General features: G+C 45.6%; 19 protein-coding genes. 4 read left to right on the top strand and 15 right to left on the bottom strand.

Annotated elements, in window-relative coordinates:
• Nucleotides 1-51: 51 nt before the first annotated feature.
• From M3629_RS01880 to M3629_RS01865, 4 genes are all read right to left on the bottom strand, one after another.
• A complete protein-coding gene (locus tag M3629_RS01880; protein WP_251502670.1) occupies nucleotides 52-3,321 on the bottom strand; it encodes an endo-1,4-beta-xylanase in 3,270 nt (1,089 codons plus the stop codon).
• A 371-nt stretch (nucleotides 3,322-3,692) separates the two neighbouring features.
• Nucleotides 3,693-4,724 (bottom strand): LacI family DNA-binding transcriptional regulator, encoded by a 1,032-nt coding sequence (locus tag M3629_RS01875; RefSeq protein WP_251502669.1) that lies wholly within the window; start codon nucleotides 4,722-4,724, stop codon nucleotides 3,693-3,695.
• Between the two features lie 140 nt (nucleotides 4,725-4,864).
• Entirely contained in the window at nucleotides 4,865-5,860 is a 996-nt protein-coding gene (locus M3629_RS01870; RefSeq protein ID WP_221786426.1) for a globin-coupled sensor protein, read from the bottom strand.
• Between the two features lie 240 nt (nucleotides 5,861-6,100).
• Nucleotides 6,101-7,996 carry a PrkA family serine protein kinase gene (locus M3629_RS01865; protein WP_251502668.1) on the bottom strand — a complete coding sequence of 632 codons (1,896 nt, stop codon included), beginning with the start codon at nucleotides 7,994-7,996 and terminating at the stop codon, nucleotides 6,101-6,103.
• A gap of 361 nt (nucleotides 7,997-8,357) precedes the next feature.
• Here M3629_RS01865 and M3629_RS01860 point away from each other — a divergent pair, with 361 nt between their 5' ends.
• Nucleotides 8,358-9,233 (top strand): DUF2161 domain-containing phosphodiesterase, encoded by an 876-nt coding sequence (locus M3629_RS01860; protein ID WP_251502667.1) that lies wholly within the window; start codon nucleotides 8,358-8,360, stop codon nucleotides 9,231-9,233.
• A 163-nt stretch (nucleotides 9,234-9,396) separates the two neighbouring features.
• On the opposite strand, the gene M3629_RS01855 is transcribed toward M3629_RS01860, so the two are convergent.
• From M3629_RS01855 to M3629_RS01845, 3 genes are all read right to left on the bottom strand, one after another.
• The gene (locus M3629_RS01855) at nucleotides 9,397-10,089 is read right to left on the bottom strand and encodes an FMN-dependent NADH-azoreductase (protein WP_435368189.1); all 693 of its coding nucleotides are present in this window, start codon (nucleotides 10,087-10,089) and stop codon (nucleotides 9,397-9,399) included.
• Nucleotides 10,090-10,212: 123 nt separating this feature from the next.
• Nucleotides 10,213-11,436: a PLP-dependent aminotransferase family protein gene (locus tag M3629_RS01850; protein WP_251502666.1), complete on the bottom strand. Its 1,224-nt coding sequence runs from the start codon at nucleotides 11,434-11,436 to the stop codon at nucleotides 10,213-10,215.
• Between the two features lie 177 nt (nucleotides 11,437-11,613).
• Entirely contained in the window at nucleotides 11,614-12,270 is a 657-nt protein-coding gene (locus M3629_RS01845) for a response regulator transcription factor (RefSeq protein WP_251502665.1), read from the bottom strand.
• Nucleotides 12,271-12,710: 440 nt separating this feature from the next.
• On the opposite strand from M3629_RS01845, the gene M3629_RS01840 reads away from it, so the two are divergent.
• A complete protein-coding gene (locus M3629_RS01840) occupies nucleotides 12,711-13,121 on the top strand; it encodes a hypothetical protein (RefSeq protein WP_251502664.1) in 411 nt (136 codons plus the stop codon).
• Complete coding sequence (locus M3629_RS01835) at nucleotides 13,118-14,182, top strand: phosphodiester glycosidase family protein (RefSeq protein ID WP_251502663.1); 1,065 nt, start codon at nucleotides 13,118-13,120, stop codon at nucleotides 14,180-14,182. The genes M3629_RS01840 and M3629_RS01835 overlap by 4 nt, the downstream gene beginning before the upstream one ends.
• Nucleotides 14,183-14,521: 339 nt before the next feature.
• Here M3629_RS01835 and M3629_RS01830 read toward each other — a convergent pair whose 3' ends face one another.
• From M3629_RS01830 to M3629_RS01805, 6 genes are all read right to left on the bottom strand, one after another.
• The gene (locus tag M3629_RS01830; protein ID WP_251502662.1) at nucleotides 14,522-15,544 is read right to left on the bottom strand and encodes a LacI family DNA-binding transcriptional regulator; all 1,023 of its coding nucleotides are present in this window, start codon (nucleotides 15,542-15,544) and stop codon (nucleotides 14,522-14,524) included.
• Nucleotides 15,545-15,641: 97 nt separating this feature from the next.
• Complete coding sequence (locus M3629_RS01825; protein ID WP_435368164.1) at nucleotides 15,642-17,807, bottom strand: glycoside hydrolase family 3 N-terminal domain-containing protein; 2,166 nt, start codon at nucleotides 17,805-17,807, stop codon at nucleotides 15,642-15,644.
• Between the two features lie 135 nt (nucleotides 17,808-17,942).
• On the bottom strand, nucleotides 17,943-19,547 hold the full coding sequence (locus M3629_RS01820; protein ID WP_251502661.1) for an ABC transporter substrate-binding protein: 1,605 nt from the start codon (nucleotides 19,545-19,547) through the stop codon (nucleotides 17,943-17,945).
• A 57-nt stretch (nucleotides 19,548-19,604) separates the two neighbouring features.
• On the bottom strand, nucleotides 19,605-20,504 hold the full coding sequence (locus tag M3629_RS01815) for a carbohydrate ABC transporter permease (protein ID WP_251502660.1): 900 nt from the start codon (nucleotides 20,502-20,504) through the stop codon (nucleotides 19,605-19,607).
• A gap of 18 nt (nucleotides 20,505-20,522) precedes the next feature.
• Nucleotides 20,523-21,482: an ABC transporter permease gene (locus tag M3629_RS01810; protein ID WP_251502659.1), complete on the bottom strand. Its 960-nt coding sequence runs from the start codon at nucleotides 21,480-21,482 to the stop codon at nucleotides 20,523-20,525.
• Nucleotides 21,483-21,493: 11 nt separating this feature from the next.
• Complete coding sequence (locus tag M3629_RS01805) at nucleotides 21,494-22,258, bottom strand: alpha/beta hydrolase (protein WP_251502658.1); 765 nt, start codon at nucleotides 22,256-22,258, stop codon at nucleotides 21,494-21,496.
• Between the two features lie 485 nt (nucleotides 22,259-22,743).
• Here M3629_RS01805 and M3629_RS01800 point away from each other — a divergent pair, with 485 nt between their 5' ends.
• Nucleotides 22,744-23,664: a serine hydrolase domain-containing protein gene (locus M3629_RS01800; protein ID WP_251502657.1), complete on the top strand. Its 921-nt coding sequence runs from the start codon at nucleotides 22,744-22,746 to the stop codon at nucleotides 23,662-23,664.
• A 131-nt stretch (nucleotides 23,665-23,795) separates the two neighbouring features.
• Here M3629_RS01800 and M3629_RS01795 read toward each other — a convergent pair whose 3' ends face one another.
• Entirely contained in the window at nucleotides 23,796-24,041 is a 246-nt protein-coding gene (locus M3629_RS01795) for an AbrB/MazE/SpoVT family DNA-binding domain-containing protein (RefSeq protein ID WP_090919903.1), read from the bottom strand.
• Nucleotides 24,042-24,210: 169 nt separating this feature from the next.
• Complete coding sequence (gene trmL, locus M3629_RS01790; protein WP_090919901.1) at nucleotides 24,211-24,675, bottom strand: tRNA (uridine(34)/cytosine(34)/5-carboxymethylaminomethyluridine(34)-2'-O)-methyltransferase TrmL; 465 nt, start codon at nucleotides 24,673-24,675, stop codon at nucleotides 24,211-24,213.
• Nucleotides 24,676-24,813: the final 138 nt, after the last annotated feature.

Raw genomic sequence — 24,813 nt, 5'->3', positions numbered from 1 at the left:
TCATTTGTTACACTTCATTAAACATCCTGACCCAAAACGTGTTCAGTAATTCTACTTCTTTACCAATAATAGACTACCGAATCCGGACGTATCGCGGTACGAATTGCCTGAAGGATCACTCCACATGAAGACACTGCTACGTTTCCCGTCTCCAGCACCGTCATCATTCACCTGCAGATCGAACCCGATCCATTTGCTTTGCTTGGCGTTCACATTCTCCAGCGGAATAGCCGCCTCCACCACATATCCATCCTTCGTCAGACGTGTACTTGATTTGAACAGCTCTTTACGGGCATTACCTCCGAACGAAGTTTCATTATCGAAATTAACTCGATACTGGGCATCATCGTCCTCATAACTGCTCGTTTGATTTTTATTCAGATCAATGAATAGCTCAATGGAATCTTGTTCATGTGCGTTAGCACTTTTTTTACTGAGCAAAGGGTCTTTGACATCAGCAAGTACGTAAAGATACTTTTCATCCCACAGCAACTTCGCCTTGGCCTTAGCACCGGCATTTCCGGCAACCTTAACATCCGTTGTGATGGTCACTGCTTTTTTCCACAACTTATCTTCCTTACCATCAACAACAGGAGTTCCATATGAAACTTTGACTTGTTTTAATGCAGGGCCTAACTTAAGCTTGCCCCGACTTTCCTTTTTCTGCGGTTGCTGATTATTCGTATCGTTCCAGACAATAATGGAAGTTTTACTGTTAGGCTGTTTATCCGTAATGCGGAAATCCAGAGATAACACCTTGCCTTCCGCTAGATTCGCTGCGGAGAACGGTAGTGATGCATAGACAATATATCCCGATTTATTCTCCTTCACTTCGTAGAGCTTCTGATCTTTGCCTTTGCCGCCATCCCGATTGAAAATGTATTGCCCATCTTTCGGTGTCGTATTTTTCTTGCTGGTTGCCATATCTTCCGGGCTGACAAACACTTCTACCTGGTCGCCTTTCTGACGTGTGGCGTCTTTGACTTCAATGCGCAGGTTCAGTTTTTTCCCATCCCATAATGACTTCACTTGACCTGTAGTTCCTGCTGTGCCTTCGATGACATGTGAAACCGGTTTGGCCTGAACAGCTCCCCAGAGAATATCTTCCTGCCCTTTACGGTCTGGCAAGGATACTTTGGCTTGTGCGGCTGTCCATTCATTTCGATATACAGGCAAGGATGCCGGATCAACTAACGCCCAGTATGACGGTTTGGCTTTCAGTTTACGGTCAAACAGTAGCGGTGCATCCTTTCTGCCTTTGACAGGGAAATCATCCAGCCATGTGCCGTCATCAGCAAGTCCCCATAACGTCACACTGTCCATAACACCACGATCATCAAACTCCTTGAACAGATCAAAGAGCGCACGGTAACGATAAGCCTGCTCCAGCATCATCTCATCCGTCACAGGTTTCTCCTGCTCCGAGTTCCCTGAATAGATCGACATATCCAGTTCTGTTACTTGAATGTGAACCCCCAGAGCAACTGCCCGGTTGAACGCTTCACGAATTTGTTTTACATCCGGTCCGTACATCGACACATGCATTTGAAAGCCGATAGCATCAATTGGTGTACCTTTAGCCAGCAGTTTCTCTACCAGTTTGACCATGTCATTCATTTTGCTAACACTGCCTTCGATACCGTAATCATTGATCACCAGTACCGCGTCAGGATCAGCCTCGCGTGCATAACGGAAAGCCAGTTCAATGTAGTCACTGTCATCTCCGTCACCGTCTACATCGCCAATGATATCCCGCCATTTCGAATTGCTCGCCTGATCACGCAGACCGCCGCCGTCCGAGATGACTTCATTAACAACATCCCACGTATGCACTTTACCTTTGTAACGGCTCACAATCGTTTGGATATGTGTTTTCATACGCTTCAGAAGTTGCTCACGCGTAGCGGGTTTCGATGGATCATTAGGATCGGTAAAGAACCAGTCCGGTACTTGACTGTGCCATAGTAGCGTATGGCCTCTGACCTCCATATTGTTCGCTGCAGCAAAGTTAACCAGCCGATCTGCTTCAGACCAGACAAAATTGCCCTCCGTCGGCTGCATGGCATCCATTTTCATGAAGTTGCCCGCAGTAATACTTTTAAAATGTTTTTTAAGCAGATCCGAGTGCGGATCTTGTGGATCTAGAGCCGTTTGGTCAATCGCTGCGCCAAGCGCATAAGATGTCCCCAGCGTTTTGGCCAAATCCGGGATATCCTTCTCAATTGCGATCGCTTCCGTCGCTGTAATCTGAACATCATCAATGTAGAACGGAATCGTGTCTGTCTCCGTCACTTCAGAAGACTGCTTCCACGGTGTCTCGGCATACATCCGCAATCCGCTTACACCCGTGCTTTCTGCCGGAACGATGACATCTGCTTCGATCTTCTTCCATTGGCCTTTATTCAGTGTAGTGGAAGCAAAGGTTGCATATTCCAGCTTAGCTGCATCACCATTAAATTCCTTCTCCAATGAGCCGTTGATTACCTGCGTTGCAGGCCCTTCATCATACATCGCCCAGAAGGAGACATGAACTGTACTTCCCTTTTGCAAGTAAGGCAACACCTCTACCAACGGTCCATGATAAGTTTCCGTTCGGGAGGAGGTTTTCAAACTGCGGTTACTATTGTGTCCGATGCCGCTGACTACCTCCAGCTTTTCAGTACCGCGAGGTTTCCATTTTCCGATATTCCCATCTTCAAAATCAGCATTAAACAAAGCTTTGCCCGGTTCTCCCGGTTCTCCCGGCTCACCTGGATTCTCAGAAGCAGGTTTAACAAGCCTGATTTGGAACTCGTCTAACAAATAAGCAGCGGTTGCATCCGTGCTCTCCAGATACAGTTGCAGGCCACTGCCTTGTTCATAACTATATTGCCCTTGCAGCTTCACCCATTTCTGATCGGTTACTTGCTCGGCTGCGTTAACCTGATCATATTGCGCATCCCCGTTGCCATCGCGGCGTTCCACGGTGAATTTCAGATTAGCCGGTGCTGAACCTGCAACCAGTTTCACGTAACCAGATATTTCAACGACAGCATTCTTGTCTACCACATCCGACAATGACAATGAAGGTCCATTCCAGGCCTCTGTGCGACCTGTTGTTTTCAGAGAACGTGTACCTTGGTAAGCTTGATCTCCAGTCACGCCAACCGTTACTCCACCCCGGGCTGTCCAGCCTTGGGTCGTGCCATCCTCGAACGAATGAGACAACAAAATGTCACCTGCATTTGCTGCGCTTGCCTTCTGTTCTCCTGCTCCGATCCCTGGCAACAAACTAAAGATCAGAGTTGCTGCCAAGCATAACCTCAACCATTTTCCCCGCACGTCAATTCCTCCTTGTGAATTTCGTCATCCATCCTGTAACGCGGTCAAACATCGGGCATTTCACAACACACTTCTGCATGCATGGATTTCCTCTGCTGGTCTGTTAACTGGCAACATCTTACGTCGCACGGATGGAGTCAGGAACTTCAATGCACGGTTCTTAACCTCCTCAAGTGAGCCGGATTACGCCCTTGGGAACCTGCTTAAATCCCTAAGTAAGCGGTTACATTATCAAATTTATGTCATCATACCTTTTACTGTAAATATGGAAATTTAGTGTCCATCCCCCTCTTTTTATACTTATGATCGCCGCCCATGCCATTCACACTTCAATATTAACGTATCATTTGGTAACAGAAAAAAAGCACAGCCTATGGCTGTGCAGGTCGTTCCGGATACGTTTCATTTACAGGCGCTGTCGTCTGGCGAACAATTAAATTCGATGGTTCCGTCACGACAGGGGGTGTATACGAGGGATTTTCAATCATCGCAATCAGATATTCAATGGCTCGAATACCAATGGTGTAGATATTCTGATTCACCGTTGTTAATCCTGGCTTAAACACCTCGGCATAATACGTATTGTCGAATCCAACCACTGAGATATCCTCTGGCACACTGAAACCATGTTTTTCAATCTCATGAATCGCGCCAAAAGCAGACATATCCGAGGCACAGATGATGCCTGTAGGTTGCTCCCTAAGAGCCAGCAAACGCCGAGCTGCCTTGGCACCGCCATCAAATGAATAGTCACAGACTTCCAGATAGATCGTCGCATAAGGAATACCGCATAAACGAAGCCCTTCCTTGTACCCGTCTAAACGAAGGTTAGCAACAGCAGGTCCCAGTGTACCTGAGATGTAGGCAATCTTGTGATGCCCAAGTTCATACAGATGTTTCACTGCCATAGCAACACCATTAACATTATCTGTCGTAATGTAACCTGCACGTTTGCCAAACAGATCGGTATCTATGAACATGGTTGGAATCTCTGCAGTGACCAGTTCCTGAATGCTTTTGTTTTCCCGTCCTTCCCCGAAAACAACAACGCCATCCACATTTCGGCTACGGCAGTGCTTGATGAAAGAATATGTAGGGTCATCAAATCGAGTTGATAATCGAACAAGATCATAACCGCTATTTTCCAAGGCCGTTTTGATCCCTTCAAGTAACTCGGATACAAACGGATTCGTAAACGGAACGGTAAGCAGTACCCCCACTGTCCATGAACGGCGTTTAACCAGTCCACGAGCGACTACATTGGGTTGATATTTTAATAGTTCGATAGCTATATTCACTTTTTTACGTGTTTTTTCACTAACGTCCGGATAGTCGTTCAATACTTTGGAAACGGTTGCAACAGATACTCCCGCTTCTTTGGCCACATCATGGATAGAAGCCATCTAATCACCTCGACCTCTTTTTAAATCGCCTGTCTCCGGCTATATTATCTATAACAACAGCAGGTTTGTCTACCCATTATAGCTTATTACAACCGGAAACGGTATGGAAGGTTCCTGGTGCTTCGGGGTCCACATTACTGCTACAGTTTCCTCAAATCCGTTGCAAGCTTCTCCATTGCTGTCGCAAAAACGGCAAGCTCGGATGAACGTGAAGCCTGACTGCGCGCCCCGTTCGAAGTACGCTCAGACTCCTGCTGCACTCTTTTTAATATTTCCATGATCTGATCCAGATTGGATTGAATTTTGCTTTGCGCGTCTCTGGAGCTTGCCGCCAGCTTGCGTACTTCGCTTGCAACCACTTCGAATCCGCGTCCGAACTCTCCGGCATGTGCCGCTTCAATTGCAGCGTTCAAGCCGACAAGGTGACTTTGATCGGAAATTTCACGAATCAGCTCACCCATTTTTTCGATCTGTTGCATTCCTCCGGTTAACTCTTCAAGGAGCACATGCGCCTGATCCTGGGAAACAACCGTTTCCTTCGCTACAGCGGAGATGGATAACGCATTTTCATTTAATTCCGTAATCATACCAGTAAGTTCCTGCGTAATTTGTGTGATCGCTTGCAGTGTACCATCCTGATCCGAAGCGAGCTGGTGAAGCTGCTCTTTTTCTTTTTTTTCATAAGCTTCCAGAACAAGCTGTGAATCCAGATTGAACATTTTGCTTAGTGCATGTATGACGTAGTGCCACGAATCGGGGATAAGCTGTTTAAATATGGTGGTAGCGATATCCAGATAGGCCATGTAAGCACCGAGATAATAGTTCGTTGTCAGTCCGATACGCGAATGAACTAATCCAATGGTGATCCGCTGTTCAATATAAGCATCGTCCACAATGCCGTCTGTCATGGATAACCAATACATCCGTTGTGTTTCCTTCAATCGTTCAATATTGGAAAATCGGGCGATCAGCTCCGTTAATTCTGGGTACTTCCCCACATGTTTGTAAAAGTGATCCACCACATCTTCAACAACTTTTTCGAAGACAGGCCGATGATCAGCAAGTAGTCTTAAATCTTGTGCAGTTAACCCCACATAATCCAGTTGTTTTTGCCTTTCTGCCGAAATACTACTCATATCCGATCGGATCAACTCCTCAATAACTTTTTCAACCAAAATTAAAACAATTTTAATTGATTATAGACTAAACTACCTAAACACACATACACCCTAAGAACTATTTAATGTGGGATTGATTATATTAAATTGTAAATTATTGATGAATAATGATTTAATTCAATATAAAAAGGCCCTGAATCTGTTGCGAAGGAGCCTCACAACAAATCTTCAGGACCTAATTCGGAATGGTGCTACAGGTTAACGGTTAAGCAAACTTCCTACGTATCTTAGCAATTCATTTGCACTTGCAGCTGTGTATCCATGCTCTTCGATGAGACGTTTGATGACCTCATTCATGCGCTTCAATTGTGTGGCATCCGGTGTTTTCGTAGAAGTCGTAATCTTGACGATATCCTTGAGATCAGCGAACAGCTTTTTCTCAATAGCTTCCCGCAGACGATCATGACTACTGTATTCAAATTTGCGTTCCTTACGGGAGTATGCCGAGATCCGGATCAGAATCTCTTCCCTGAACGCTTTCTTCGCATTCTCGGAGATCCCAATCTGCTCCTCAATGGAACGCATCAGCCGCTCATCCGGGTCCATCTCCTCATCTGTCAGCGGATCACGTATTTTAGACCAGTTGCAGAACGCTTCAATGTTATCCAGATAATTTTCAAACAACGTTTTGGCTGACTCTTCGAACGAATACACAAATGCTTTCTGCACTTCTTTCTTCGCAAGTTCATCATACTCTTTACGTGCCAGAGCAATAAAGTTCAAATACCGCTCACGTTCTTCCTTTGTGATCGAAGCATGTTGATCCAGTCCATCCTTAATGGCACGCAGGATATCCAGCGCGTTAATGCACTGAAGGTTTTGCTTAATCAAAGCACTGGATATCCGGTTAATCACGTACCGCGGATCGATACCGGACATGCCCTCGTCCAAATATTCATTTTGCATTTCTCGCAGATCGGCTTCTTTATACCCTTCAACCTCTTCGCCATCGTACATCCGCATTTTTTTCACCAGATCCATGCCTTGTTTCTTCGTTTCCTTCAATCGTGTAAGTATGGAAAAGATCGCCGCTGTACGCAGCGCATGCGGTGCAATGTGCACATGTTTCATATCACTTTGCTGAATCAGCTTGGCGTAAATTTTCTCTTCTTCCGACACCTTCAAGTTATACGGGATCGGCATCACAATCATCCGTGACTGCAAAGCCTCATTTTTCTTGTTTGAAATAAAAGACTTATACTCCGATTCGTTCGTATGTGCCACAATCATCTCATCTGCACTGATTAGGGCGAACCGGCCTGCTTTAAAATTGCCTTCCTGCGTCAGGGATAACAGGTTCCACAGAAATTTTTCGTCACATTTCAGCATCTCCTGGAACTCCATCAAACCCCGGTTAGCCTTATTCAGTTCCCCGTCAAAACGATACGCCCGCGGATCGGATTCCGATCCAAATTCGGTAATCGTGGAGAAGTCGATGCTGCCTGTAAGGTCAGCAATATCCTGAGATTTCGGGTCTGATGGACTGAATGTACCAATTCCCACCCGGTTATCTTCAGAGATGATGACCCGTTCCACCGGAACCTTGCTGATGTCCCCACCAAATTCGGTGCGAAGTCTCATCTGGCAGGAAGGGCACAGATTGCCCTCGATGCGCACACCGATCTCTTTCTCTACATCGGGCCGAAGCTCCAGCGGAATAAGATGTAGCGGCTCCTCATGCATCGGGCATCCCTCAATGGCGTAAACGGCCCCTTTTTCTGTACGTGAAAATTGCTCCAATCCCCTTTTTAGCAGGGTCACCAACGTGGATTTACCCCCACTGACCGGTCCCATCAGAAGCAAAATCCGTTTACGTACATCCAAGCGGCGTGCAGCCGAATGAAAATACTCCTCCACCAGTTTTTCAATGGAACGATCCAAGCCGAAGATCTCCTGCTCGAAAAATTTGTATCGCTTGTGTCCCGAGACCTCTTCTACCCCAAACGATTCAATCATCTGATACACTCGTGCGTGAGCCGTCATTGCCGGAGTCGGGTCCTCTCTCAGCAGTGCAATATAATCTTCAAATGTTCCGTTCCAAGACAAACGGTCACTCTCTGCCCGATATTCCGCAACGCGTTCAAAAATATTCATGCTTGGTACCTCCCATGGCTCCTTTAGTGTGATTGTCAACCATTCCGAATGGTATGAAGAAATCAATAGAGTTGCAACTCCTGCTTGAATACTCTTCTGCGGTCCGGCTTAGTCCCGCTTCCTTTGTTACAATGGTCTTGTATGGATGTGAAAAGTGTATTACATACCTATGCGGCAACTTGGATAAGTTGACCTCTTTTTTTCAAACCTTGACCCTGAATTTTACTTATATGCTGTTCTATCAGACATCTTGTGGCCTCAGAAAAAAAAGCATGAATATGCTATAATGAGGGTTCTAATGATGGAAACCGGACAATGTGGCGAAGGCAGACAGAGCACCTTCGTGAGAGGAGTAGAGAGCATGGCTATACAATATGAAACGGAGCTGTATTCCCCTGTCAAAACTTTTTTCGAACAGCGCGGCTTCAATATCAAAGCAGAGGTTAAGCACTGCGACCTCGTCGGCATCAAGGCTAATCTGACAGATCCCCTTATTGTGGAGATGAAAAAAACGTTTAACCTGTCTTTGCTATTGCAAGGCATGCAACGCCTCAAACTCAGCCCACTCGTATATCTGGCTGTGGAGCGCAACCGAAGTAAACGCGGAGCGGTGAATCAGCGTTGGAGCGAGCTATCGGCACTGTGCAGTCAGCTCGGCCTGGGGCTGTTAACCGTCACTTTTTACAAAACCAAAGCACCTCTGATTGATGTATTATGCGAACCCACGGTGATATCCGGTACTGTGCGATCCCTCCCGGTAGCTCGCAAGAGCGGGATACGTCGCCAGCGCCTGCTGAAGGAATTCGATGAACGAAGCGGAGACTATAATACAGGAGGTAGTACAGGCCGCCAGCTGATGACGGCTTATCGGGAAAAGGCTATACGTGTCGCTGCCGCGCTAAGGTCCAGTGGTGAATCTTCACCTGCGGCACTTGCCCGTCAGACAGGTGTAGGCTCAGCGGCAGCCATTTTGCAGAAAAACTATTACGGCTGGTTTGAACGTGTGTCCCGCGGAAAGTATATGCTCACCATCAAGGGGATGGAGGCATTAACCGAACATGCACTTATGATGCAAGATCAGGAACGGACGGACGGAGAAACAGACACTTGGACTGATTATGATCCAATCAACACATTCAATGTGAAGTCGACTGAATCCGAGGATTTGGCGCAGGAAGATGTTGCCCAGGTTGCCGAAGTCATTGAACGTTATCTCCTTAATCCAGCCAAGAGCTGAACAATACAACGAACGATAAAGAGTCCTTTGAAGTTTTCGGGTTACCTGCATCTCATGTGAATATATAGCTAGGAAGCTCTCGCTCGCCAAAACACACCAAAAACCGCCCGTCATCTCCTTCCGGAGACGACGGGCGGTTTCAGTAAATTCATATGAAAATGGATTAGAAGCTTGCTGCTACTTCTTTAGCCAATTTCAAGCCAGCTTCCACGATCTCTTGGGAACGATCAGGAGAAGCGTTGTGACCTTCTACAACGACAACCTCAGGGTTTTGGATGCCCCAGAAGCCAAGTACGTTCGTTACATAACGAACGGACATTTCAGCAGATGCCATAGGCTCTACGGAATATACGCTACCACGTGCGTTAAGCAACGCTACTTTTTTGTCGCCTACAAGACCTACTGGGCCTTCAGCAGTGTATTTGAACATTTTTCCTGCTTGGCTCAGGTAAGAGATGTAGTTAACCAGTGGTGCTGGAACAGTGAAGTTCCACAGTGGGAACGCAAATACCACTTTATCAGCTGCAAGGAATTGATCTTGCAATTGTGCAGCCAGTGTTGCTGCTTTTTGCTCTTCTGGAGTTGCTTCGATGCCGTTAGCCGCTTTGTAACCACCAGTGATTACAGTGTTGCCGTAGTAAGGAAGATCTGTATTGTAGAGGTCCAGCTCAGTGATCGTATCACCTGGGTGGGACTCTTTGTATGCGCTCAGGAATGCATCGTACAATTGAACACTAACTGCTTGATCCGCAGGACGGTCATTAGCTTTAATAAAAAGAACGTTAGACATGTTAAAATTTCCCCCAATGATTAAAATGTATGAGTGTGCCCCCTGGACTCGCAACCGTTGTTGCATCGTATTAAAGAAGTCGATCACTCATTAATTCATATTATATATAAAAATGTTAGTGGATGCAATAAGGTAATCTAGATGATTTGTAAACTAATCTGAAATTCTTTGGATGAAATTGCTCTACCTCTAGCTGCGAGCGGTAAATTCTGAGATGGCTTCATTAATTAAATTCATGCCAAGCAGCAACTCATCCCGGCCGGGACGGCTGAAGTTTAACCGAACATATTGTTGATCAAGCGTTCCTGTGGAGCATAACGTTCCCGGGAGAAAAGAGACACCCTTCAATAAGGCTGCCTTAAGTAGGGCCTCACTGTTCAGTCCTTCTGGTAACTGCACCCATAGATACATTCCGCCCTGGGGAATGTTATAGCTGCATCCTTTCCAGCCAGGTCTCTTCAACAATTCAAGCATTAATTTAAGTCTTGTTTTATATTCCCTGTTCAGCATAGATAAGTGATCGCTCCAGCGAAAAGGTGACTGAGCCAGCAATTGATACAGTAGCCGCTGATTCATGGGACTGGATTGTCCATCCGCAATACGTTTGACGGAGGCCATCGCCTCAATCAGTTTCGGATGTCCCGCAGCCCATCCTGTACGGAGTGCAGGCGCAACTGTTTTGCTGAAGGATCCGATGTAGAGGACATGTCCACCTTGATCTGCATTGTCCAATGCGAAGAGTGAAGGATACTTGCGATAGAAGGCTGCTGGCTCCAAACCGTCAAAATGCAACTCACCATAGGAATCATCCTCAACAAGTAACACACCGTAACGCGCGCACAGATCAAGAACAGCCTCTCGTCGTTCCATACTCCACAAGATTCCTGTAGGATTGGAAAAGCTGGGTGCAGCAAAAAGCAGCTTCGGTCTCACCTGCTGCATGTGCTGTTCCAATAAATCTGGTAAAATGCCATCCTCATCTCCCAAAACGGGTACAATTGTGGCTCCTTGCATTTCGAGCACTTCAAGACAACCAGGAGAAGTCGGATGTTCAACAAGTACAGAGTCTCCCGGCTCAAGCAACAGACGCATCACGAGATCGATTGCCTGTTGGGTTCCTGTAGTCAGCAGAATCTGATTGGAGACCGTCCGGATACCCTTGCGCTTATTCCAGTCATCATTCAACCATTCTCTTAACGGAGCATATCCCCCTGGCTCACCATACTGCAATGCAGAAGGGCCTGAACTAAATACGGCCAATGCCGCTTCCTCCAACAATTTAAAAGGAAACAGTTCCTCAGCGGGTAATTCTTCAGCGAGAGAAATGAAATACTCCTTGCCAGACATCTCACGTATATCCCTCAGCGGTGAAGATAAAAGCCTGTTGGTACGGGAAGCAAAGAAATATTTCATGGATAGATCCTCCTTCATCCCTATTCCGAAACTGTTCTCGTAGCCGCCCTACAACCTATTCCGACTGGGCACCAAATATAACTGAACGAATACCTGAATTATCGCATGAGTGGACCAATCTGGCTTTGACCTCTAGAACCAATTTTTTTGACCTGCTAGGACTAGCGGAGATATTAATTAAGAAACCGTCTTGGATTGCCTTACATGCAATGCATAACGTTCGATAGCCTGCGCTCTGCTGCTTACTTCCAGCTTCACATAGATTTTACGCAAGTAATTGTCTATCGAGCGCCTACTCACATTAATCTCACTCGCTATTTTATCATAGGTTACCCCTTGAACAATTCTTTCCATAATAAAAGTTTCTGTCTCGGTTAGCTCAATTATACCTTCTTCAGCCTGTGAGTTGGCAGGTTGCCCCCAATCCTCACTGTTTAGCCACGACATGGGTATTGAAACGTAACCTTCTCTTAAACCGGAGATCAGATGAATCAGTTGGCTTGGCGAAGCCTGTTTGGATAACATTCCGCTTGCACCGAGGCTCATCAGGTAACGGAATAACTTTACGTTATCTTCATCTGTCAGAATAATAACATGTGTGTCATTTGATAAACCTTTTATTTGGGCAATGTACTGATCTGCCTGCCCTTCTGGAAGACGATAATCCATGAGAATCAAATCCGGCTTGTGCGTACTCACCAGTTCAAGACCCTCCGTTCCAGTCGAAGTCATGCCACGTACCGTCAGATCCTGTTGTTCTTCCAAGATTAATTTTGTTCCCAGCATGCTGGTGGGGTGGATATCTACGATGACCACCTGCCATACTTTTTTCATTGCGGTTCCCCCTGTTATGTATTGGACAATTGACTTCTGTTTTCCATCTATATCCTTTATGCATTTTATGCGACAGTCCGAGTATAGATGAAGCTAGGGTCGGATTATGTCGAATAAAAGGAAAATACAGGACTCAGCGCTCAAAAACTCTGTTTTCTGACTGTATTCTACTATATAAAAGGATAGACGGGCCCCATTCCATGCCTGAAATGATCAAAACCTAGTATAAAATTCCTGCATTTCTATCTAAAAAAGTCGAAAAACCTGCCCAAAGTTCCTACTTATTGCATCTATAAGAAATTGTATCCTAGGACTTCCTTCCGATGCAATCTCTTTTTGATCTATTATTTAAAGAATTTCATTTTTGCGTAATCAATAGACGCATGGTAGAATGAGGATTGGTATTTTTTAATCTAATATATAGAACCAGGAGTGATGTTATGAAACTATCCGACTCGTCTTCTGACATCCATCACACCCGGAGCGCCAAAGGCAAGATCAGATCATCGGTTAAATGGTTTCTGGTCATGTGGATCGTTCTCATTGCCCTAGGAGTCGCTGGAACCTACTATTATAGTAGCCACCTCCAGCAACAGATGATCAACCAGCTTCAGGTCCATACTCAGCATCAGATAGACGCATTGAAAAACGATTATGAGAAGCAACTAACAACGATCTCTTCAGAAGTTGCAGCATTGCAAGGACAGGTTCAGTCCTTCAATGAACTGTTAACGTTCACCAAGGACAATGCAAGCAACAAAACAGACAATAGCAACAAATTGTATACGCAATTGAGTGAAGTAAAGAAACAACTGGAAGCTCTCCAGAAAAAGATGGACTTGCTCAAATGATTACACCCGTGAAACAGGTTAATCGTTTTTTTATGCTTGCACTCGCTCCTTTTATAGGATTGATCATATGTTTGTTGCTATTTCGTCCAGAATTAGAAGTAGGACCTATCATTCCCACAAGCTTGCCAGAGGATGAGGTAACCTCTCGGACTCAAACAATCAGCAAGGAACTGGCGGGAGCAAAAGAGGCTGCTGTTCAAACTTCTTCTTCTATTAAAAGAACAACCCTGCTTTACAATAAAACGACCAGTACGATGTCTACCATTGTACAAAAGGCTAAAGTCCAAGCCGCTCGCCCGGAAACCATCTATAACAAACGCATTACGTCCAAACTTGGCGTGCCTTTTGATCGTGTAGACAGTGATCGGATCACCATCGAGCTGTATCGGGTAAATCCAGGCACATACAAGGGATATGCCATGAAGATTAAGCTGAAAGATCACAATGCGATGAAGATGGCCTTAAATAGTGAGTTAGGGCGATCAGAAACGACAATGCAAGCCGTGAAACGAAGTGGAGCGATTGCCGGGATTAATGCTGGCGGATTTGCTGACAGCGGGGGCAAGCGTTATCCCCTAAGCACTACCGTCATGGATGGGAAATACATCAACGGTTTTCAGGCTAGCTTCAAAGACCTGTTCTTTGTCGGGCTAAACGATGCTGGTAAACTAGTGGGAGGAAAGTTTTTCGATAAAAGCTCCCTGGATCGCCTACGCCCGCAATTTGGAGCGACATTTGTACCTGTCCTTATGAAAAATGGACAGAAAACGATTATTCCGGACAAATGGAAGGTGTCACCGAAGCGTGCTCCACGAACCGTCATTGGTAACTACAAAGATGATCAATTACTGATTATGGTTGTCGATGGTTATAACGAGAGCGGAAGCTCAGGTGCTACCCTCGAAGAGATGCAAGGTCGACTTCTTAAACTTGGCGTGGTGGACGCTTATAATCTCGATGGCGGTGGCTCCTCATCGCTAATTCTGAATAATAGAGTCATCAATAACCCTTCGGATGGCAATCTGAGACCTGTTCCTACCCACTTTTTATTTTACAAATGATGGGACAGGGCATTCCTTTTCTAACGAATATGGTTATAATAGAAGTAAATGAGCTTGTGCAGGAGGTGCGAAGTGTATGTCGTTTTCACTGACATTCTGGATTATCGCAGTTGTATTAACGCTATTTATTACAGGCATCCTCACTTCATCCTACAACCAAGACAAAACAAAAGGCCTGTAACTGTAGGGCCAAGCCTCTCTTCGGAGAGGCTTTTTTCATGTTTCTGCATACAGCAAAAGACAAGTTTTAAAAGGATGTTCTCTCCCTCCAAAGCTTGTCTCTTGCTATAACAATTGAATTCACCTAATAAGCTCCCGGCCGTAACACCAAAAACTTGTTTAATAACTGACTGCACGTTCGTTTGCATTCGACAAGGGTAACCTGATTTCAGCCGAATTCGGTCCGGTTACGGACTCTCCTTCCACCAACGTGACATATATGCGCTCGTGATCAACAGGTTCTCCAGCTATAATTTTAATTAATTGTTCAGCTGCAAGCGCCCCCCACTTTCGTTTCGAATAATCGATACTTGCCAGTTTGGGCTGCACGTAGTTAGTAAGTTCAATATGATCGAAGCCAATGACATCAATCTGTTTGCCAATCTCGAGTTCACTATCTGCAAGACGATCACATAAACCGATAGCCATCTCATCATTAAGACAAAAAACAGCTGCCGGCCCTTCATACGTCTGTATAATGTGATCTGCGGCTCGTTCTCCACCGCTTTTCTCGAAATCTCCCATGATTTCTATCCATTCCACATCCGCCTGACGCTCCGCAACCTGTCTTACAGCCTTCAACCGTTGTAGAGAGTCAAACGACCCTTCCGGACCTGTAACCACATAGATCTTTTTGTGCCCGTGTTCAATCAAATATTCCATCGCCAGCGTAGCCCCAGCCTTGTTATCGAGCAATACCTGATTAATATTAGGGTGTTTCAGCTCGCGGTCAAGCACTACAATTTTATGTCCTCGATCGGCGTACTGCATAAGTTCTTCACTTGAAAACGTATGATCGAGTATAATTGCCCCGTCAATCATTCTCTCCGGCAACATCCGGTGAGATTGTTTACCGCTGCATACAATAAGATCATATCCTTGGGCATTACATATCGCTTTCATACCCGTTAACAAATCTCCGTATACATCACCGCTGAAATCCGTGAGAAATACACCTAGAATGCGTGACTCTCTCTTTTTTAATGTTCTGGCAGCCGCGTTGGGAACATAGTTCAGCTCTTTGGCGATAACCAAAATTTTAGAACGGGTCTCATCGGTCACTTTATTGCTTCCATTCAGCGCGTACGATACGGTCGAGATGGAAACTCCCGCCTTTTTGGCGATATCCTTGATACTGACCATATTCTTCGCTCCTCTGTTATGTTGATCAGGCCTTTCCTAATGAAAGACCTGACTTAAAATAAGAAGTAACAGACATCTCGTTACAGCATAAAACCGTTCAGACAAGTCTGAATGTGTGGCTCTGTGTATCTCTGCTGTTTGGTCCAACCATCACATGAAACTCTCCACGATCACTGCGATAGCTGAGGTCAGCATGATGATAACGTAATTGCTCTTCATTTAATGTGAACGTAGCCGTACCCGTTTCACCCGGCGCAAGGGATAGCTTCACATAATCTTTCAACTCACGCATCGGGCGAACCACCTCGCCGCTTACATCCCGAACGTACAGTTGCACAGTCTCTATACCCGCACGATCCCCTGTATTGGTTACACGTACCTGGACCGTCAGAGAATCGTTTGCAGTCATCTCCTGTCCTGATACTTCAATTTCTCCATAAGCAAATGTCGTATAGGAGAGACCGTACCCAAACGGGAACAACGGTTCATTCGGACTGTCGATATATTGCGAAACATAACGATTTTCGGTATTATCCGGATTGATTGGGCGACCCGTATTAAAATGGTTGTAATATACCGGGACTTGTCCAACTGATTGCGGGAAAGACATCGTAAGTCGAGCGGACGGATTCACTGCTCCTGTCAGAATATCCGCTATCGCTGCTCCCCCTTCACTGCCTGGGAACCAGGCTTCGAGTACAGCATCCGATTCGCCGATAATCCCGTTCAGATCAAGTGGACGTCCATTGAAAATGACACTAACGATCGGTTTACCCGCCGCTTTGAGCGCCTGTACCAATTGTAACTGTGCTGCCGGCAAACGAATATCTGTCCGTGAGCCGCCTTCTCCACTCATCTCGGAATCTTCGCCCAGCGCAAGCACAATGATATCAGACTGACTTGCTGCTTCCAGCGCTGCGGCAATCTGATCATCCGTGACGGTATGCACAGTACTGCCTTGAGCCACGAGAACCTTACCTTGCGGAAGACGCTCCTGTAATGCTGTTCCCAGCTTCACCGCATCTGCTTTGACGCCTTCACAAGACCACCAGCCGAGAATATCTTCGCTCTGAGCAAACGGACCAATTAAGGCTACCTTCGCATTAGGCTGAAGCGGAAGGGTCTGTCCGTCATTTTTGAGCAGCACCGCAGATTTCGCAGCAAGTTCCCGTGATACCTCACGATGTTCCTTGGAGAACACGATCTCGCGCTCACGATCCGGATCAGCAGCCCGGAACGGGTTATCGAACAGCCCCAGCTTATCTTTGAGCTGTAAAATGCGTAAAACCGCTTCATCAACAAGGTGTTCTTCCACTTCGCCCTTTTGAACTAGTTCAGGCAAATGGCTGACGTAACATGGTGTCATCATCTCCATATCCACACCCGCACGAATCGCACGATATGCGGCCTCCCGGTCATCCTCGGCTGCACCATGGGCAATCATCTCACGTATGGAAGCCCAGTCCGAGATCAACACGCCATCAAAGCCCCATTCTTCGCGCAAAATACCACGCATTAATTTCTCATTCCCGCTGGCTGGAATTCCATCAACAGTATTGAATGAAGTCATTACCATTTCCACACCAGCATCCAGTGCCGCCTTATATGCTGGCAGATAATATTCACGTAGCTGACGCTCTGACATATCAACCGTATTGTAATCACGTCCGCCCTCCGCAGCACCATACGCGGCAAAGTGTTTTACACAGGCTGCAAGACGATCCACCTCATCCTTCAGGTTATCTCCCTGGTAACCACGTACAAAAGCAGCAGCAAATAAACTGTTTAGATACGGGTCTTCACCCGTTGTTTCCATCACACGCCCCCAGCGCGGATCACGAACCAAATCGACCATCGGTGCAAAGGTAACATGCAAACCGGATACTGCCGATTCACGCGCCGCAATCTCGGCACTCTTCTCTGCGAGCTCCAGATCCCATGAACAGCCGATAGCCAGCGGGATCGGGAAGATCGTTTTAAAACCATGCACCACGTCTGCCATGAATAATAACGGGATGCCGAGACGGCTTTTTTCCAAATAAGCCTGTTGTACATCCATGATCGCTTGTGCACCGGACAATCCAAGAATCGAGCCGCTCGCTCTCACGGATTGTTCTGTAATGCCCATCTCTTCCATCGGTCCTGTAATCTGACCCTGCGTATCTGTTCCTTCATAGAAATTGGCTGTCAGCTGCAACAGCTGTGCCACTTTCTCCTCCAGCGTCATTTGATTTACCAAATCCATCAACTGCTGATTATTCACGTAACCATCCTCCACTACCTTCTAATTGAAAGAAAGAACCCGGCTGCGTTCGGGGAGAGACCGCGCACCGGGTTCAATCGCACGGAGAGACAGAACGCTCCTGCCATCCCCGTGTTGTTCTTCATTTCATTACGTTTACTTGAACTTTTCGTTCAATTCGTCCAGATAAGGCTGAACCAGAGACATTTTGCTGTTAACCCACTCTTTCCAGTTAGCTTCCAAGTCTCCGCCTTTGAGGATCAAGTTGGCATATTCGTTTTGATAATCGAAAGATGCTTGACTCTTCGCTTTGGAGTCGTACAGGTTAACATCCCAATCGTAAGGTGCAAGTGATTTACTTTCAGTACCAAGCTTTGCTTTCTCCTGGAACAATTCTACTGCTCTATCACGATAATCTTTTTTGATTGCAGGGTTTACGACACTGAAGTCATCACCCAGAAGATAAAGTCCTTCGAAACGAGCAGGATACTTATCTTCCAGCGTTGTTCCTTCAGGCAACAAGTTTACCAGTTCTTTGTTATCATCATATTTCCAGTCCTTGCCTTCGAAACCCATGTTGATCAGCAATTGTCCTTCTTTAGTCGCGGAGTAATCAATCAAGTCCATAATGCGTTCGAATTTCTCATCACTGATGTTCGGGTTAAAGATCAGGGCAGACCAGAAGTTCGCTTGTTCCATGTTGCGGTATTTACCGTCATCACCAAGAACGATCGCTGTGTGAACAAGATCATCACTGTTGACGCCAAGGTTCTTTTTCATATCAGAATCCAGACCTTGTCTGTAAGAAGCTAGTCCACCCAGACTAGTTACAGCCGCAGTACCTGTTACTTTGAAGTTGTTTTGTCCTTCATTGTTTTTCCAAGTGTAGAACTCTGGGTTAAGCAGTCCATCTTTGTACGCTTTTTGCATCAATTTCAGACCTGTCAGCGTTTCTGGATCTGCTGGACCCCAATGGAACTGACCATCTTCACCTTTGTAGAAAGGAACATCTGTCATCGCATGCACACTGTTAGGCATAATGATGTTGGTCATTGCATCAGCAGCATTGTAAGACAATGGCACCAGTTTATTGCCCACTTTACCTGGATCTTTTTCTTTCACCAGTTCAGCAAATTGATTCAATTCGGAAGTTGTGTACGCATCTTTCAGTTCAAACCCAACCGCTTTTGCCCAGTCTTTACGAAGAGCAATAACACCAATTTGGTTCGTCAGCGGGTCAGCCGGTTTGTTTTCGAAATAGATAGGTCTAGGAAGCACATACGTACCGCCTGTCAGTTCTTCCAGCTTGTCGCCCAGTCCTGTCAGCTTGTAAGCCGCAGCAACATTAGGCCATCTTTCTTTCCAATCATCCGGGAACTTGTAGAACAAGCCTTGATCGATGTTGTTGATGGCATCGCCGTGTACATAATTCCATACTGCTACATCGGGCAGGTCACCAGAGTTAATCCACAGACGAAGTTTCTCGCCCCATGAATCCCAGTCGATGTAGTTGTAATCCCATTTGATGTTGAACTTGTCTTCCCAGAATTTATGGAACTCATTGTCCATATTTCCGTTTTTCACTTCGGTCAGATTCGCTACAGAAATGGTCAGGTTATCTTTGTAGTTTCCTTCCGCATCCTTTTCGTTCCCACCATCTGAGCCTTTGCTGCTGTTGGAACAAGCGGATACTACCAACATCAAGAGACAGAGTGTGATTGCAAATAACGATTTGACTGACAACTTTTTGCCCTTTTTCATGCTTTTACCCCCATGTTTTTAGTCGAATTTCTAATGCATTGAAATCCTATGTGTATATCAGGTCTTGATAGCCCCTGTTAATACCCCTTTGGCAAAGTGCTTTTGCAACATTGGGAAGAAACACATAATCGGTACCATCGTGACAAATACAGCAGCCATTTTCATTCCCATAGAGAAGCTGCTCAGTTTCACCGCATCTACACTGGATGCGTTGGATGCATTCGTTGTGGAAGTTACAATGATGTTCCTCAGGACGTTTTGCAGTGGTAACTGGTCCGCTTTTCGCAGGAAAATCATCGCATCATACCAGCTGTTCCAGTAAGCTACACCGTAGAAGAGTGTGATCGTCGCCATAATTGGTGTGGCCAACGGAAGCACTACGGAGAACAGAATTCTCCACTCTCCTGCACCATCTAGTCTCGCGGATTCCATCAGCGATTCAGGTAAGGTATAGAAGTAGTTCATCATCAAAATCATGTTAAAGGCACTGAAACTTCCCGCGAGAATGACAGACCATAACGTCCCTGTCAGATGAAGAGATTTCATAATCAGATACAGAGGAACAATACCTCCGTTAAAGATCATGGTGAACAGTACCAGGAAAAAGAGAAACTTTTTAAAAGGGAAATTGCCGCGGCTTAGGCCGTACGCCATACTTGTTGTCAGGAACAAGCTGAGCGGTAGACCGATAACGAGCAAGATCAATGTATTTTTGTAACCCGACAGGATGCTTCCATCAGCGAACAGTGCTCTATATGAATCAAGCGTGAACTCTTTCGGGAACATCAGGAACGGATTTTCAGCGTACTCTTTTTGGGTTGCAAACGAGATCATAATGACATTCCAGAACGGAATTAGAATCATCAGCGCAAGCACCAGTAAAACAGCAAATATCATGTAATCCAGAAAGGTCATTCGTTCAGTGCCAATCTTAGGTTTTCTTCCAGCTTTGCTCATCTCATTTCTCCTCCTCTCTTATCGGAACAAACCGTCTCCGCCAAGCCACTTGGCAAATCTGTCAGCCAGAAGCAGCAGCACCATATTCACCAGGGAACGGAACAAGCTGACCGCCGTCGAGAATGAAAAGTCGGTTGATGACTGGAACGTAATCCGATAAATATATACATCGAGTACTTCTGATACATTTTTCGTTGCGGCGTTCGCCAAGTTGAAGATCTGGTCGAAACCGGAAGACATCAATCCGCCCACCGACAAAATAAACATAACCGTGATCGTTGGCATAATGTTTGGTAGCGTAATTCGAAACATCTGTTGCATCCGCGATGCGCCATCGATCTGTGCAGATTCATATTGATCCTGATCGATACCGGAGATTGCCGCCAGGAAGATAATGGCGCCCCACCCACTTGATTTCCAGATGTCCGTCAGTAACAGCATCGGAACAAAGTTTGATTCAGAGCCGAGGAAGTTAATCGTCGGCAACCCAAGTAATCCAAGCGCACTGTTAACGAGTCCATCATAGGCCAGCACGTTGATGACTACGCCGGATACGATGATCCAGGATAGGAAGTGCGGAAATGTCAGGACGGTCTGGAACCACTTTTTCCCTCTGCGCATCCGCAACTCATTCAGCAGCAGTGCCAGAATAATCGGGAACGGGAACTGAATAATCAGTTTTAGAATGTTGATGTAAAGCGTCCGCCATACGGCATCAATAAAGGTTGGATCACGGAAAACGTATTTAAAGTTTTCAAATCCGCTCCACGGACTTCCCCAGATTCCAAGGTTCGCCTTGTAATCTTTGAACGCCAGTGACAGGCCGCCCATCGGCATATAAGCGAACAAGATCAACCAGACTAGTCCCGGAACAAGCAAGGTATACGTCATGCGGTGCTTCCAGACTTCAGTCCAAAGTGACTTGCCTCTCATGTTTGCCTTCAGCTTTTTGTTAGGTCCTTCGGCTGCAGGTTTCAATTTGCATCTCCTCACTCTACTATGGTGTTGTCGTTGTAAAGAAAATCAAACATCGTTTTTAGATGCTGTTCCCAAAATCGCCATTCATGCGTGCCAGGTGTTTCTACATACCGAAAATCAAATGCAGTTCCCTGCATATACTCGGCGTAGTCCCGATTCATGTCCACAAAAGGATCATGGTCCCCGCAACAACTCAATATCTTCGGCAAGGCTCCTCCCTGCTCCAGCAGTCTGGCTGACAATGCGTAAATATCCTGATCAGCCTTTACCTGTAACCGTTCCCCAAAAACCGCTTTCATTTCCTTGATCATGCCTTCTGGCATATGAGGATCACGAAGCCGTGCCTGAATATTCGTTACACCGGATAAAGACACCACTTTACTGTACTGCTCAGGATAGGTCAGCCCGCATTTCAATGCTCCATATCCGCCCATGGACAAACCGGCAACATATGTTTTGGCTGGGTCGGAATTCAGCTTCAGCAGCCTTTCACATATTTCGGGTAATTCCTTAGTGATGTAGTGGAAGTAATTCAGGCCGTATTCCATATCCGTGTAATAACTGCGATTGGCTTCAGGCATGATGACGGTGCAGCCATAGTGGGCTGCATACATCTCAATGGTGGTCAGACGTTGCCACGTACTCGCATTGTCTCCTGCCCCGTGAAGCAGATATAGTGTACCGCCTGAAGTCTCTCCGGAGTCACTGGATACCACGTGTATGCTTGTGTTCATGCATAATGTGGGCGATCCGGTTTCGATCGTAATATGCGCCATTGATCGTAACCCCTTTCATCTTTGTTGCTTTTAACTGCGGTTTTCTTTTTTCTCTGACACTGCATGCTGTTACTTCTTCCCCCAACATGTTCTTCTTAACTGGCTTGGGTTATCGAAACGATTCTCTCGAATCGTTTCAAAAACACTTAACATTGATTTACTTGAAGTTTAAATATCAATGTTTTACTTGGAAGCGATTTCTTCGAATCGTTTCGAATAAATCATAATCCCGTTGAGTAAACCCTGTCAATAACCTTTTTACAATTTTCGCGTTTTTTCATCAAAAAAGTGACCTCCTTGTTCCAATTTTGATTCAAAAGACACTTTTATAACGAGAGATTTCAGACTTATACATTCATTATCATACCTAAATTGACATCACACCAAGAATGTACTAACATGAATTCTAATTTTGCAATCAGATTACGGAAACGTTTCACCAGACTGAATTTATTCAGGTAAACGCCTGGAACTGGAGGGTTATCATGGCTGAACAACTTAAAGGATTCATCGACACAATCACGGAAGAGAAGCTTCATGTTCACTCTGTACGTGTACTACAAAACGGACTGCTTCTGGATGAATGGCATTCGAACGGAGATCGCAGGCGTGTGCAACATTCTGTAAGTAAATCCTTTACCTGCATGGCAGTTGGACTGGCCGTTGAGGAAGAACTCATTCAGCTAGATGATACACTAGGCGATTACTTCCCTTATGATCAAACACAGCAAAATCCCTTGCAACTGCCCTCTCCACGTGAGCTTACCTTGCGGGATCTGCTCCGCATGTCGTCAGGTCACGACGCCCCGCCTCTCTGGGCAGACGAAAGAGCTTCCTTAGAGGAAAAGGACTGGGCCAAACATTACATGTCTTTAACATTGGATCGAATGCCTGGAGAACATTTTACATACAGTAGTGGTGATACATTTATGATCTCGGCCATGCTGCAAGAGGCTATTGGTCTGACAGTAAAAGATTACCTCATTTCACGTCTTTTTGAACCACTAGGTATGATTGATATAAAATGGGAGACTTCTCCACTCGGGGTTACCCTCGGATGTGCGGGCCTTTGGCTGAGCAATGAAGAACTAAGCCGGTTTGGACAGTTTCTGCTTCAAGAGGGACGCTGGAATGGCAAACAGCTTGTTTCAGCGGATTGGATCAGAGCAGCTACACGTAAGCAGATTGAGACAACTGGGGATGGAGATTGGGGGAAGGGCTATGGTTATCAGTTCTGGATGTGTTCGCATAATGCTTATCGAGCGGATGGAGCTTATGGTCAATTCTGCATTGTCCTGCCTTCCAAAGAGGCTGTCATCAGTATCAACAGTGAAGAGGAGAATATGCAAGGCATCCTGAATGCTGTATGGGATCAGATTTTGCCAATGCTAAATCAGTTGAATTAAGGATGATTGATTGTTTTACATAGACATTCCAGGACAGAGTAACCTTTCAAGTCACTGAATTGCCTTAAGCGACATTAAATAGACAAAAACACCATGGCGTTTATATACGCCATGGTGTTTTTTGCTTGTTTTTATGAAAGCTGAGTCATTTCTTCTAAGCACTGTGCGCATATGTAACGCTCTTTAAAGTCATTGACATCTTCCATTGATCCGCAGAAAATACATTTCGGACGGTATCTCTCCAAGATAATGTGATCCCCTTGAACTAAAATTTCTACAGGGTCTCCTTCATTCATTTGATACCTTTTGCGCAAAGATTTAGGCAATACGATCCTACCCAATTGGTCAACTTTGCGTACTACTCCTGCTGGCTTCATAGCTACGGCACACCTCTCCTATCTTACTCTGAATTTCTAGGTACATTAGTACTATATCTATAGATTCGCCAAAATTTTGTCGAATCCTGCTGGAAATAAACATTTTTTGTCCTTTTTTTTGAAAAATGTTTTTTTAGCGAATTCTAACCGTCTTTTCGGATACCATTCACTAATCCAGTCCTGGAAAATTTAGCTGGCGCAGTGCTTCATATACAATAATTGCTGCTGAATTGGAAAGATTTAATGAACGAACATCTCCGCTCATCGGCATCTTCATACATGTTTCTGGATTAGCTGCAATTAGTTCAGGCGGGAGCCCTTTCGTTTCTTTACCGAATACGAGAAAATCTCCATCCTGAAATTCGAAATCGGAATATCGGTTTTTCGCTTTCGTTGTTGCGTAGAAAAAACGTCCGTTCGGATACTTCTGCTGAACCTCGTCAAAAGAATCATGATATTCAATATGAACGGCATGCCAGTAGTCCAGTCCAGCACGTTTTAAGGTTGCATCATCTGTCCGAAATCCCAGAGGACGCACGAGATGTAAATGGGTGCCGGTCGCCGCACAAGTCCGCGAGATATTGCCCGTATTAGCTGGAATCTCTGGTTCAACCAGAACGATGTGTAATGCCATATGTGTTTGATCTCCTTTTTATTTCATGTTCATGTATACAACAATCCTCTAATTTTAAAGAAAAGCCCTCCACACGTCAATGTGGAAGGCTTTGCCACGGCAGGAGGACAGCTCATCGAACCTTCACTACTGCCTTAT

This window comes from Paenibacillus polysaccharolyticus, assembly GCF_023714295.1.
GTDB classification, from domain to species: Bacteria; Bacillota; Bacilli; order Paenibacillales; family Paenibacillaceae; genus Paenibacillus; species Paenibacillus polysaccharolyticus_A.
Note: the sequence above shows the minus strand (reverse complement) of the source record. Positions and strands in the feature narration are given on the sequence as shown.

Bases quoted from the DNA above. Each gene is read 5' to 3' on its own strand.
- M3629_RS01820 (WP_251502661.1), bottom strand. From the start codon at position 19,547: ATGAAAAAGGGCAAAAAGTTGTCAGTCAAATCGTTATTTGCAATCACA.
- M3629_RS01815 (WP_251502660.1), bottom strand. From the start codon at position 20,504: ATGAGCAAAGCTGGAAGAAAACCTAAGATTGGCACTGAACGAATGACC.
- M3629_RS01870 (WP_221786426.1), bottom strand. From the start codon at position 5,860: ATGAGTAGTATTTCGGCAGAAAGGCAAAAACAACTGGATTATGTGGGG.
- M3629_RS01795 (WP_090919903.1), bottom strand. From the start codon at position 24,041: ATGAAGCCAGCAGGAGTAGTACGCAAAGTTGACCAATTGGGTAGGATC.
- M3629_RS01805 (WP_251502658.1), bottom strand. From the start codon at position 22,258: ATGGCGCATATTACGATCGAAACCGGATCGCCCACATTATGCATGAAC.
- M3629_RS01865 (WP_251502668.1), bottom strand. From the start codon at position 7,996: ATGAATATTTTTGAACGCGTTGCGGAATATCGGGCAGAGAGTGACCGT.
- M3629_RS01845 (WP_251502665.1), bottom strand. From the start codon at position 12,270: ATGAAAAAAGTATGGCAGGTGGTCATCGTAGATATCCACCCCACCAGC.
- M3629_RS01830 (WP_251502662.1), bottom strand. From the start codon at position 15,544: ATGGTCAGTATCAAGGATATCGCCAAAAAGGCGGGAGTTTCCATCTCG.
- M3629_RS01855 (WP_435368189.1), bottom strand. From the start codon at position 10,089: ATGCAACAACGGTTGCGAGTCCAGGGGGCACACTCATACATTTTAATC.
- M3629_RS01850 (WP_251502666.1), bottom strand. From the start codon at position 11,436: ATGAAATATTTCTTTGCTTCCCGTACCAACAGGCTTTTATCTTCACCG.
- M3629_RS01860 (WP_251502667.1), top strand. From the start codon at position 8,358: ATGGCTATACAATATGAAACGGAGCTGTATTCCCCTGTCAAAACTTTT.
- trmL (WP_090919901.1), bottom strand. From the start codon at position 24,675: ATGGCATTACACATCGTTCTGGTTGAACCAGAGATTCCAGCTAATACG.
- M3629_RS01835 (WP_251502663.1), top strand. From the start codon at position 13,118: ATGATTACACCCGTGAAACAGGTTAATCGTTTTTTTATGCTTGCACTC.
- M3629_RS01800 (WP_251502657.1), top strand. From the start codon at position 22,744: ATGGCTGAACAACTTAAAGGATTCATCGACACAATCACGGAAGAGAAG.
- M3629_RS01875 (WP_251502669.1), bottom strand. From the start codon at position 4,724: ATGGCTTCTATCCATGATGTGGCCAAAGAAGCGGGAGTATCTGTTGCA.
- M3629_RS01840 (WP_251502664.1), top strand. From the start codon at position 12,711: ATGAAACTATCCGACTCGTCTTCTGACATCCATCACACCCGGAGCGCC.